Annotated in this window: 4 protein-coding genes and 1 pseudogene; all 5 read right to left on the reverse strand. The window is 66.4% G+C overall.

What is annotated here, in order from left to right:
- Positions 1–148: 148 nt before the first annotated feature.
- Positions 149–1,123 carry a hypothetical protein gene (locus AB0E63_RS42885; protein WP_360379584.1) on the reverse strand — a complete coding sequence of 325 codons (975 nt, stop codon included), beginning with the start codon at positions 1,121–1,123 and terminating at the stop codon, positions 149–151.
- Positions 1,120–9,714: a DNRLRE domain-containing protein gene (locus tag AB0E63_RS42890; protein WP_360379586.1), complete on the reverse strand. Its 8,595-nt coding sequence runs from the start codon at positions 9,712–9,714 to the stop codon at positions 1,120–1,122. Before AB0E63_RS42890 ends, AB0E63_RS42885 begins: the two co-directional genes overlap by 4 nt.
- Before the next feature lie 519 nt (positions 9,715–10,233).
- Positions 10,234–10,924, reverse strand: a pseudogene (locus tag AB0E63_RS42895) (Tn3 family transposase).
- Positions 10,872–11,957 (reverse strand): Tn3 family transposase, encoded by a 1,086-nt coding sequence (locus tag AB0E63_RS42900; protein ID WP_360379594.1) that lies wholly within the window; start codon positions 11,955–11,957, stop codon positions 10,872–10,874. The pseudogene AB0E63_RS42895 and the gene AB0E63_RS42900 overlap by 53 nt, the downstream one beginning before the upstream one ends.
- Positions 11,914–12,765 carry a DUF4158 domain-containing protein gene (locus tag AB0E63_RS42905; protein ID WP_360379589.1) on the reverse strand — a complete coding sequence of 284 codons (852 nt, stop codon included), beginning with the start codon at positions 12,763–12,765 and terminating at the stop codon, positions 11,914–11,916. Before AB0E63_RS42905 ends, AB0E63_RS42900 begins: the two co-directional genes overlap by 44 nt.
- Positions 12,766–12,943: the final 178 nt, after the last annotated feature.

Below are 12,943 nucleotides of genomic sequence, written 5' to 3' on the forward strand. Positions count from 1 at the left end.
CGAACCCAGCAAGCCGACCACGGCCACAAGGACGGGGTAGCGACGAAGGCGACCAACGACTCCAGCGATCGGGCGTGGAGGAGCGTAGGCGTCGAACAGCGGGCGCTTGCACGCGGCGCTCGCGCCGGAAACGCGGCCCAACGCGGTGTCACTCCGACCAGCCTGCCAGGTTCAGCGCTTCGGACCGGATCTCCTCTTCGTACGACGTCCGATTGTCGGGATCGTCTTCCCACTCGCTTGCAAGCCCGATGAAGACCCGAAGCCGCGGCTCCGCGGACGGTGCCAGTCGCGCAATGCCCCAGATGCGCCGGGCCGCGTCAATCGGCGCGACGGTGCCGCGAGTCAGCTCGCGGGCCACGTGCTCAGCCGCGACGACTCCGGCGACCTGCTCGGTGAGCGGCACCAGACCGATCTCGTCTGCCAGCGCAGTCACGTGAGCGTCAACGTCTTCACCTCGCGCGTCAGACAACTCGGCCAGGTCAACGATCCCTTTCGTGCTGTCGCCACGAGTCGTCGCCGCGCGAGCCCACGCCACAACTGCGCTCGGTTCGACGAGGTCCAGGTGCCGAAGAGCGCGGATCGTCGCCACTTCTTGCTGGAGGTCGCTCATGGCAACCACTGGAACTTGGTCTTGAAATTGGACATCTGCTAGCCCGCTCCCGTGATGGCGGAGGCTCTCGAGCCGATCGTCGGAAGCCGGTTGAACGGGTGCGTCAGGATCAATCCGGAACTCGCCCTGACCGGCGTCGGTGGCCCAAGCGAGCACTGACCCAGACATGCAGTTCGGATTGAACAGGTCGGGAGGATCGCAGAACGGCACACCCTCCGCGCCAATCCAGGCCACACGACATCCCGCCTGGGTAAGCGTGTCGAGAGTTGCGCGCACGGCCCCTTCAAGACGGGAGGCTTCGGGCCAAATGACTACGGGAATCTCCCAACCGACAACTTCCCACCGGTCGCCGTGAAGTGTGAACTCCTGTGGCTCGGGCTGGGCGATCCAGGCATCGCTGGGGAACGCCGGCATCGCGAGTCCTGGCTCCCTGAGCCCGTACGCGATCAGCCCGGGAACCTCTTCGCCGTCGACGAAAATGGTCAGAGCGTCGCGGGCAAGGGGCCGGCTCATGGGATGCCCCACATCTTCAACTGGTTCGCTGATGGAACGAACGACGACGCGAGCTCTCCTTGGTAGGGGCCTTCCTTGTAGACGAAGAGGGCTACCTGTTGCCCGTCGATGTCGCCCAAGAATCCGCGGACATGAGTGCCTCCCAGCGTATGGTCGAAGGTGGCTGTGGGGTGCTCCAAGATCGGCGTGAACATGCGCTCGATGATGCCTGGACTCGCCTTGCCTGACCAGGCTGGCAGGACACCCGTCTTGGTGAGGTTCTTGGTGCCGTGCTGCAGCCGTCCAGGGGTAAGAGCGGTGCGGCCGAGACCTTCGGCGAAGCCGACTGCGGGGGTTGCGGCGTCGTCGGCTAGTTTGGCTGCGGCTTTGTCGGCGAGGGCGACGGCTGTTCTGTCCGCGAGTCGTGCCCCGGTGGTGCCGGGTCCGCCAATGGGGATGAGGAGTGGGCCGGTCAGGCGGCCGACGTCGTAGCTTGTGCTGCTGGTGTCGGCTACTCCGGTCTGTTCGACCAGGTTGCGATAGATCTGGCTGTCGGTACCGATCCCGGCGGCGTTTCGAACGGTGTTGACCGTCTTGGTGAGGGGCAATTGCTCGCCGGTCTCGAGGATCCCCTGGAACGAGCCGGCGATGAAGTTGTCGATGGCGGTGTTCATCGCGTCGGGCTTGGCGCCCGTCACAGTGACGCCGTTGGGGGTGGACTCGATGTGGCAGGTTGGGCAGAGTGCGAGGTCTGCCTGGATCACGCCGCCGGGGCCGCTGGAATCGGGGGCGCTCATGTGGCCGTCGAGCTCGATGCGGCTGATGGGGTTGCCGCCGCCGAACATGTACCGGTTCGCGTTCCACGGATCCGTGGCCAGGCCGAGGTCGGTCAGGGCGCCGTCGAACATGTCGCGGGTGAGGAACCGGTTCAATCCAGGGTTGTATTCGCGGAATCCCATGTCGTAGGTGCCGGTGGCGCCGTCGTAGCGCTTGCTGTTGAACCGGTAGGGGTTGACGATGTCGGCGTCTTGGCTCCCGATGCCGGTGATGGCGTCGTCGCCGGTGGTGCCGGTCTTGTCGGCCTGGCCGTAGGCGGTGTACCGGTAGGTCGAGGTGGTCTGGCCGGTGGTGGCGTCGGTGAGGGTTTCGACGTCGCCGTGCGGGTTGGTGCCGTAGTACGACTTCTCCGACGTGGTGGTGTTGACCGGGGTGTCGACCAGGGACAGGTTTTCACCGCCTGCACCGTACGAGTAGGACTTGGAGGTCTTCCAGGTACCGCTGGTGTCTTTCTGTTCCTCGGCGGCGACCTGGTCTGCCAGGCCGGTGAAGGTGTAGCGGGTGGTGATGGATTGGGCGGTGCCGACCTTTTCGGACTGGTTGACCATCCGGTCGAACGGGTCGTAGGTCTGGTTGCGGGTGAAGGTCGGGGTGCCGGCGATATCGAACTTTTGCTGCCGGACGAGGCGGTCGTAGCCGTCGTAGGCGTTCTGCTCCACCACCTGCGTGCCGACATCGGTGGTGGTGGAACGCCCGAACGGGTCGTAGCGCTGGTTCAGCGTCGCGCCGCCGGTGACGGTCGTTTTGGTGAGCCGGTTGCGGTCGTAGGTCATCGTCGACACCGTCGCGCCGATGGTCTGCTTCGTCGTGTTGCCGGCCGCGTCGTAGTCGTAGGACTCGTTGTCGCCCTTGTCGACCCCGGTCTTGACCACCGCCGCGAGTTGCCGGCCCGGGGTGTAGGTGTAGGTCGATGCCTGATCCAGATACAGCGACGTACCCGCCTGCAGGACCTTCTCGACGTCTTGGGAGCGATCGCTGTCGGGGTTGTAGCGCAGCGAGTGCGAGGAGACGAGCAGGCCGCCGCTGGTCTTCTCGGTCTGGATCCGGGCCAGGCCGTCCTCGTGATAGGTGAACGTCGCCACGTTCCCGTTCGGTTTCGTGGTCGTGGACCGCCAGCCGCGCGGGTCGTAGGTGTAGGACCAGGTGTCCAACGGACCGGTCGGTGTCGCGCCGGCCTTGACGGTGTCGACCAGGTTGCGAACATCCCACGTGTAGGCCGTGTAGCGCGTCACACCCACGGTGTTCGCGTCGGCGCCCCGTTGGGCGTTGGTGGACAGCACGTTGGAGTCGAGGTCGTAGGTGTAGTCGGTTGTCGCCTTCTCGGCACCGGCCTTGAGTTCCTGGACCTGGGTGGTGCGGGCCAGGCCGTCGGTGGTGACCTTGAAGGTGTCGGCCGCGGCGTTCGGGTTGTTGTCCTTGACCTCGCTCTGCTGGCCGTTGGCGTCGTAGTTGTAGGTGAACGAGCGGGACTCGGCCGGGCTGGTCGAGACCAGCTTGATCGCGTCCGCGACCACCACACCCGCGACCGCCGGCTTCAGGGTGATGGTTTTGGCGACACCGTTCGGGAACGAGTAGTTGCCGAGATTCACCCATGGCGTGGCCGCGGTGCACGCCTTCTGGTCGACCGTCTTCGTCGCCGCGCCGGTGGAGTGGTTGATCGTGTACGTCGCCGCCGTCGTCGCATCAGCGCGCACCGGGCAGGAGGCGTAGACGTCGAACGAACCCGCGACATCGGGCAGCACCCGCCAGTTGAACGTGTCACCCGCTTCCGGTGTACCCACGGCCGCGGCCGCGTGGGTGCGGTAGTTCGCGCCCTGGGTGTTGGTGCCGCCGGTGACCGTGGCCCAGGTCCCGGTTGAGGTGGTTTGCCAGGTGTCGGCGTTGTCGATGATGTCGACCGGCTGCTGCGCGGCGGTGTCGGAACGCGACTGCAAGGCCCCGTCGGGGTAGTAGCCCCAGGCCTGGGTGCGTTTGGCGTCGTCACCGGGCACGGTCAGGGTGCGGTCGGTCTGCTGACCCAACGGGTTGTAGCCGTAGGTCGCGGTGATCTGCCACGGGTCGGTGGAGGTCTTGATGTCGCCGGAGCCGTAGTAGGTGAAGTTCGTCCACTGCGCGGCCGGTGGCGCCGTGGCGGCAAACGTCGGCTCGGACTGGGCCTTGACCTCACCGGTCGGGTAGTACTGGATGAAGGTGCTCGACGGCGTCTTGTACAGCGTGGTCGTGGTGTCGAACGCGGACTTGTTCTGGACCGGCCGGTTGTTCTTGTCATACACCGTCTCGGAGTACCGGCCACTGGGCCGGGTCTGGCGGGTCACGTTGCCGGCCTCGTCGTAGGTCAGCGTCGTGACCCGGTCCTCCTGATGGGCACCGATCGGGGTGTGCGGGACGTGGATCGCGACCGGCTGACCGGCCGCGTCATAGTCGGTCTTCTTCGCGTGCCCGGTCTGGTTGATCTCCGACGTCACCAGACCGTCGGCGTCGTAGACCGTCTTGCTGGTGTAGCCGGCCGCGTCGGTGACAGCGGTCGGCCGGTGGTTCAGGTCGTAGACCGTCTTCGACGTGTAGTCGGTCGCCGGGGACGCGTTCCGCAGCGGGTCGAGCACGGTGGTCCGGTTGCCGACCAGGTCGTACTCGTAGGTGGTCGTGGGCGTCTTGGTGGAGCCGTCCGAATCGAGGAACGGGGTCTCGACCTTCAGCACCTGACCGATCCGGTCATAGCTGTACTTGCTGACGAAGTCGTTCGGGTCCGTGCCTGTCGCGACGCCCTTCGGCGCGGTCTCGGTGACCTTACGGCCCAGCACGTCGTAGGTGTAGGCGACCTGCCGTCCGGTGGTGTTGTTGTCCGGCAACGTCTTGGTCAGCAAGTTGTCGGCGGCATCGAATGTCGACACCGACTCCGCACCGTTCGGCGCGGTCTCCTTGGTGACGTTGTCGTTCAGGTCGTAGTCGGTCTGGGTGGTGCGGGTCACCGCGGGGGTCTGGGTCGCGTCGTAGGGCGTGGTGACCTTGGTCGGCCGGCCGAACGCGTCGTACTCGGCGGTCGTCAACCGCAGCAGCGCGTCCTTGACCTGCACCACGTTCCCGCGGGCGTCATACAGGAACTCGGTCTTGGCCAGCTCGGGATCGGTGATCGACAGCGGATAGCCGCTCGGGTCGTAGTTCGTGTCAGCGCCGTACTGGGTCGCGTTGCCCCGGGCGTCGGTGGCCGTGCCCAGGGTGCCGTTCGGGTTGTAGGTGTAGGTCGGCCCGTAGCCGAGGCCGTTCTTGACGGTCTTGACGTTGCCGTTCGCGTCGTAGGTGAACGTGCTGGTCCGGCCGGCGGTGCTCTTCTTCGACATCAGCACGGTCGGCTTCGCGCCGGTGGTCAGCGTCTGGTAGGTCAGCAGCACACCCGCCAGGCCGTTCTTGACCGCCATCGCGTCCCGCACGATCAGCGGATACCCGGTGTTCGGGTCGTACTCCCAGGTCGACACCGCGTCGTTGGGCTCCTGCAGCCGGATCACGTTGTGGTCGCTGTCCCACCCGAGCAGCGTCGCCTTGGTGCCACCGATTGCGTTCTGGTTCGCGTCCAGGATGCTGGTGGTGCGGCCGTAACCGTCCATCCGGTACGTCGTCACCGATGGCGTGGACCCGTTGACGTCGGTGACCGTGGCGACGATGTCCTGCGCCGCCGAACCGTCGGGGTCGGCGTAGGAGAACGTGGTGTCGTTGCCGCGCCGATCGGTGTAGCTCTTCGGCCACGACGCGTACGTCGAGTTCTCCGTCGACGTGTAGTACTGCACCTTCGTCTCGGCGTTACGCGGGTCCTTGACCGAAATCAGTTTCGTGTTGCCGTTGTTCGAGGTGTCGGAGTAGGCGAACTGGAACGCCTTCACCGCAGCGCCTGGGTCGAAGGTCTGCGTGGCGGCGTTGAACGGGCCACCGTCCTCGAGCTTGGTCAGCTGATGCGAACTGTTGTAATTGAACTTCAACGCCCGTCCGGAGATGTCCCGGATCCACACCAGCCCAGCAGTGTTGTACCCGAGCGTCAGGACCTGCCGGTTACGAGCATCGCTCACGGTCGTCAACCGGCCGGAGGTGTCGTAGACGAACGCCATCGTGTTGCCGTTTCGGTCCACGACCGAGGTCTGCCGTCCGGTGTCTTGGTTGAAGTAGAACCGGGTGCCGTCTGGCCGGGTGAACACCCACTGGTGTGCCGTGTCCGCGGTCAGGTCGCGGGTCAGGTCCAGGCCGACGCCGGGCGGGCGGGTGTAGGTCAGCAGCGACGGGGTCTGGGTGGCGAGTTTGTAGGTGTGGGTCGTGCCGTCGCCGTCGATGAACGTCATCAGGTTGTTGACGCTGTTACCGCTCGGCACCGACAGCGTGCTGCCCAGCCGCGTCAAGGTGGCCGCCTGGACGGAGGACCCGAACCCGGCCCCCGGGTCGGTGCCGTCCATGGAGTTGTAGGCCAGCCGCACGAACGCCGACGGCCCGATCGACGGGTTGGACAGCGCGTCGTAGGACCAGACGGCGTTCCCGCTGTACAGGTTCGTCAGCAACTGCGACCCGCCGCCGGTCTCCTCACCGGTGTAGGACAAGAACTTCTCCAGCCCCAGCTGGTTCGACCCCGGATCCTCCACATACCGGTCCACACACAGGTACCCCGTGGTGACAACCACACAGCCCTGGGACGGGGGCGTGGTGTTCGACGACGGCGGAACGGTCTTGGAGAACCAGTCGCTGCCGGTCCACAGGTCCAGGTAGATGTCATAGGCCAGCCGCTTGGTGCCGTTGTCGGCGTTGATCGGCGTCCGGATCGGCAGATTCAGCCTGACGGCCTCACCCGGCGCCAGCGCCTTGCCCAGCGGCACGAAGTTGCGGTCACCGGACACGGTGATGTCGGTGGTGCTGCCCGGCTCGGTCCAGCGGTACGACAGCTGCAGCCCACTCGGCCAGGTCTGGTTGGTCGTGTTCGTCACCGTGACCGGGGTCGTGATCGTGGTGCCTGGGACGAACCGCTCCGGGATCTGGTCGGCCTGGTAGGTCTCGGCCTGGTTCTTGGCCAGGTGCTCGATCCACAACCGCGGCCGGAACAGGGTGTCGGGCGATTCGCCGTTGGTGATGCTGACCAGCTGCTGACCCGCCGCGGCCGGCGCCTCGTCACGCGTCCGCAGCAACAGGCCGTGGTTGTCGCCCGGGTTGTCGACCCACGCCTGAATCTTGGTCAGCAGGTTCGTGTCGTCGGTGTTCGGCGCGAACGTCAGCCGCTGCGCGTTGCCGTCGGGATGCACCGACCCCAGCCGCGCCGGGTCGTAGTCACCACCCGGAGCCGTCCAGTTGATCGTGGACTGCGCCTGCTTCCAGGTCGCCTGGTCCTCCGTGAAGTCCCTGGTCAGCCCGTAGAGGTCGAAGTCGGCCCGGCCGCTGCCCGAGCCGTAGTTCGAGAACAGTTCCACCCGTGCGTCGGTGACCTTCGTGCCCTGCTTGATCGCCGCCGTGTCGAACTTGAACACCCCGCGCTCGGCGCCGTACGTCGGGTGGTTGTTGCCGACCTGCACCCAGTACCGCGTGTTCGCGGTGGTGCCGTCCGGGCGCTGCAGGTTCACGGTCTGGTACGCCGCAGCCGCACTCAACGTGGTGTCGGAGATGTCGCCGCCGAACGACTGCACGATCCGGCCCTCACGGGGAGTCGTCACCGTCTGCGCGTTCGACGCGGCCCTGCCGTTCGACGCGCCGTCCCCGACCGTCCGGGCCACGACCCAGTAGTTGTACGTCGCCGGATCGGGGCTGCCGGTGTCCGTGAGCGTGGACGGCTTGGCCGTGTCGTCGGTAAACGAGGTCACGTCCGGCGGCACGGTTCCGACCAACTCCAAAGCGCCCGGCGCGGTGGCCGAGAAGTAGTCACCCACCGGTGTGGCGCAGCCGTTCGCCGGGAGAGCGCGGCAGCCCCGGAAGATCTGGTACTCGACCAGGTCGTCATCGTCGGCCGGGGTCGGGTCGTTGTACGTGCTCCACGACAGCTCCGCACCCGAGGCGTTGATCGTCGACGGCGGGTTCAGCGTGACACCAGGCTCGTCGTAGGTGACGACCAGGTTCGGCCGCGCCGCGGTCTCCCCGCCCAGCGTCGCCTCGCTCGCGGTGTAGTACAACCCACCGGCCGGCGCCGTCGCCGGCACCTCGTCGACAGCCTTCAGCATCACCCCGAAATTCGCCGCCGGATTGGCCACCCACGACTGCACATAGCTGCCCAGCGCGTACGAATGCCAGCCGTCACGATCCCCCGGCTGCTTGGTCGCCGTCGAATACTTCGTCCACGACACCGCGTCCGCGACCGGGACCGTGGCCACCCCGGATTGGTCGCGGACGATCTTCACCCGCGCCGGGCTCCCCGGCCGCGCATGAATCGTGCCCAACGAGTACCAAGACCCCGCCGCCGCACCGGTGGTCTGGTCCCACGTCGTGTTCTGCACTAGCGCCTGGCCACCGGCCGTCGCACCAGTCAGCGTCGTCGCCAACTTGCCGCGATACGACGCCTGGAAATAGTGACCCTGAACCAGATAGTCACCATCACTCGGCACCCGCGCATCCCAGGTAAACGCCTCCGGCGTCGTACCGTCCGGCGCATACGAGAACGAGCCATTCACCGCACCGGCGTTGGGATAGTCCTTCCACGAGCCCTCATACGACGCCGACAAGGTGTCCTGATCGTCGACCGTGACCTTGTTGGTGGCATACGTCCCGTTCCACGCCGCGTTCATCGACGCCCACGTCGCCGTCGCCTCCGACCAATCCGAGGTGACCTTCACCGCCGCGAACGGCAGCGTCACGTCCTGACCGAACCCGGCCCCGTAATGCAGGTTCAGATCAGCCGACCGGATCGTCGTCGTGGTCGGGATCATCGACGTGTCGAACTTCAACAGACCGCGCCACGTGTTGTGGCTCGCGTCATCCCCCACCAGCACCGTCGAGTTCGAGCCGTACGTCGCGGCCGGGGCCGCCTCCGAAATCGATGTGTCCTGCGCCGCCGCCGGATCCGGAACCACCACGATCGTCGGGTCGATCACGATCGGGAAGACCCGCTCCCTCGCCGTCAGCCACGCCTGATCCGGCCTCAGAGTCAGCAGAGTCTTGCCGCCCTGCTGGGTGATCGTCTGCGTGATCTTGTCCGAGTAGCCCGGCTGACCCAGCCTGTTGTCCGGCGAGGAGTCGAACATGTTCGGCGCCGGGATCACATACCTCGGACGCGTGTCGTCGTTCTTCTTGAAGAACCCGATCGACCCATCGGCCTGCGCCTTAGCGGTCAGCCCGCTGGTGTGCAGCTCGAAGGTGTACTCACTCGCCGCATCGCCGGCCGCCGTGAGTACGACGGTCTCCTTCACGCCCGTGCGGGACACGTAGTAGCGCACGTCCGCCGTACCGAACACATCAGCGAACGCCACCGACGAATCCTTCACCAGCGGCGTCAACTGCCGCTTCTCACCCGCCGCACCCAGACTGATCGACGCCCCATCCGCCTCGAACGACAGCAGCCGGTCGCTCGACTTGCCGAACCGCGACCGGAACGTGTTCTTCGCGTTCTCGAACGAGTCCTCACCAGCACCCGCGACAACCTTCGTGTCGATGTCCTGCCACTTGCCCTTGGCGTCCCTGTAATGCACCGGCTCCGCCGACAGCACCGTCTGCGTCGTGCCATCCGACATCCGGAAGCTCGACGACGTCGCCGTACGCCGCCGCTCCAACTCCCGCACCCGCGTCGGCTTCCCGGTCGCGGCTGCGGTGGTCGACGCCTTTGCCACGCGTGCGGGCAGTGGTGGCGCCAGCGGGCCCGCAACCGCACGAGGCGCTTGCTGAACAGCAGCCTGCGCAACCTGCTGCGGATGCGCGAGTGCGGTAGCTGGAACTCCGAGGGATGCCGGAAGAGACAGGACCAGGGCAGACGTCAGCAACCTATGGGCGCGGCGCATGGGGCACTCCAGCAGACGAGGGGCGGAAGCACCAGCGCAGCCCCCGCGGCACCGGTGTAGACGACAGACTTTCTATCGTTCGAATTGCCGGCCCGCAACCCCACTGCATGTTGCTGCAGACGACACGCCGCGCCATCGCCACAGGCGTTCACTTGTGTTAAACCCTCTGCGACCGGCCTCGGGCCTGGTCCCGGTGATTGCGTTGTCGCAGGACGATGACGCTTGTTGACGCGCCGGGTGCAGGCAGGCGCTGGCGGATGCTGGCTATTCGGTGTCCTGGCAGACCGCCAGGTAGACGGCCGCAACTGTCTTGTGCGTACCGCGCCAGCGGTAGCGCACTGGTCGCAGACGTCAGGCGTCGGCCCGCAGGCTGAGGCAGCGGTCCATGTTGAGCCGGACTTCGCCATACGGGCCGTTCAGGCCCTCGTTGATCTCCCGCTGCAGATCCCGGTCGCGCAAATACCGGGCGACGAACAAGGTCTTCTGGGCGCGGCCGAGCTCGATCATCGCCTGATAGGTCGGGTGGACCGCGTTGGCCTTGGTGAACCGGCGAAGAATCGCCTCCGTCGAGGCCGTACCCGAGCGGATCGCGATCGCATATTTGATCATTTGGTCGTACTGCTCACCGATGACGTCCCATGGATCGGCCGGGTCAGCGCCGGCCCCAACCACGGGTAGGCGTCCGGCTCGCCAGCAGACGGCCGGTACAGCTTCACCATGTTGATCCGCTTGATCCGCGGCAGCAGGTCGAACCCCAGCAACCGGGTCAGTCCGAAGCCGACCTCGGACTGGCCGTGGGAGTCCACATAGTTGCCTCGACCTCCATCGAGGTGCCGTGCCCCATCGCCCCCTCGATCATCGCCGCGACCTCAGACGCCGAGCAGTTGATCACCTGCGAATGGATCGCCATCGACTTCTTCTCGACGTGCCAGTAGATCAGCACCCCGCGGCCGCCGTAGCGCGAGTGCCACTCGGTGAAGATGTTCTGGTCAAACGCGCCGAAGTGCGTCGAGTCCGACGCGACCGCACGACGACCCGGCACCCCAGACCTGGTGGCGGCGTACGGCGAAGGTGGCGTTGGCGATCTGGGTCGCCATCGCCCGCGCGACCTCGACCGGCAGGTAGCGGCGCCGCACGTAGCGCAGGTCGTCTTCGGAATGGCCGTGCTCGCCGCCGGAGATCGCGCGGATCCCGGTGTTGGTGCCGTCGGCGTACACCGCGAGCAGCAGCCGCTCGGCCAGCACCTCACGCGGCAGCTCCCCGCTTCCGGCGGTGCCGGCGACAGAAATGACACCGTCCAGGCACCCAGTCCGCAGCACCGCCTCCTTCAACATGTCGATCAGCGGCACGGCAGTCGGGTCCAGCGGCTTGCGCAACGCGGTGTAATGCTCGAGGCGGCGGGACTCGAAATCGCGGGGCAGGTCCTCGTCCGGGTTGCGCCACCGGTCCGCGCCGACCACCCAGATCTCCTTGCACCGCAGCCGCTCCCGCAGCGCCTGGAACGTGCACACCTCATACGTCGACCGCACCACCTTGGAGCGGCCCTTCTCGTCGGTACGCCGGACCAGGTCGGTCCAGTCACCCAACACGCCCTTGTGGTCTGGGACATGCTCGCCGGCCGGGTAGAACGTCACCCTGCCGTCCTTGTGCCGGGCCACCAACTCGAGTGCGTCCAGTACCGGCCGGTGAGTCGCGTTGGACGACCGGAACTCCAGCACGTCCAAGAGCTCGATCAGGCCGCGCCGGTAGTGGTTGGTGTAAGAGGCCTTCAACGTGGTCTGCACCGTACGGCGATACACCGGACCCTTCGTCTTGTACTCGTGCACCAGCTCCCGCAGCGTCTGCTCACCACCGTTCACCGCTGGGAAGACGACCGACCGCACCGAGTCGTCCGGCGCGCCGAGTGCTGCCTCGGCGATGGAGAAGAGGATGTTCTCCTTACCGGTCACCTTCTTGAAGGCGTTCACCAGTTCCTGGGTGACGCGCTTGTCCGCTCGGGCGTTGATCCGGTGCACCGTGGAGATCAGCAGATCAACCAAGGTATCGGTGATCTCCCGCTCTCTGGCGTGGAGCATCGCCGCGAGCAGCGTCAACCGCAGGGCATCCGGATGGGCACGCAGATGCGACGGCGACTCCACCGCCGCCCGAGCGCGCCACTCCGCCAGCACCCGGGGCACCCACGTCAGCGAACAGGCCCGGCGGGAGTTCGATCGCACGGACCGCACCCAGCTTCCTGATCTCGGTCAGCATCGACTCCAGGCTCACGTTGCCCGGATCCGACCTCACCAGAGCCAGCACCGACTCGCCGACGTCCTCACCATCATGCTCGGGCTCGGTCACCAGCGAACTGAGTCGTGCGGCAGTCGCCGGAGACAGCCGGCCGGCGACGCGGGACGTCATCGCGACCTCCGCCTGGTGCAACGCCGAACGGACAATCCGGTCGACCCGGGCGGACGTCGGGGGCTCGATCCGCTGGTCACGGCACCTCACCAGCAGCTGATCGCGAACCCGATCCCGCCCACGCTCATCCTCACAGACCTCTACCGCCAACCAAGCCGTCAGCTTCTCCGCATCTCGGACCGAGCGCTCCCGGAACCCCAGAGACTCACGGATCTGCGCCTGGTGGTACCGATTGGTCCGGCCAGCCCACTCGTAAATGCCCAGCTCCGAAGCCGGCACCTTCACCTGGTCAGCGACGTAGCGGACTGCACCAGCGGGCAGCGCGCTGCGGCCGCGGGGAAACTGGCCATGCTGAATGTAGAACTTCAGCAACAAGACGAACCCGAGCCTGGTCGCCCCACGCTTCCCGGCCACCAGGCCCTGCTCGTCGTCCAACAGCGTCCACATCTCGACCAGCTCGTCGAGTTCGATCGACCGATCCACGATCGGCGATCCTCCCGCCCCCACGACTCCAGCACTACCCCTCGCCGTTTGCCGCTGGTGACACGTTCCTTACCGACACGTTCCTTAGTGGTCCGCACCGTAAGTTCGTCGGGGGTTACTTGGGCTGCCAGGCTGTGGGGTCGTTCAGGTAGAGGCCGCAGGCGCAGTCGAGTGCTTC

The organism is Kribbella sp. NPDC026596, from assembly GCF_040638415.1.
Lineage (GTDB): Bacteria > Actinomycetota > Actinomycetes > Propionibacteriales > Kribbellaceae > Kribbella.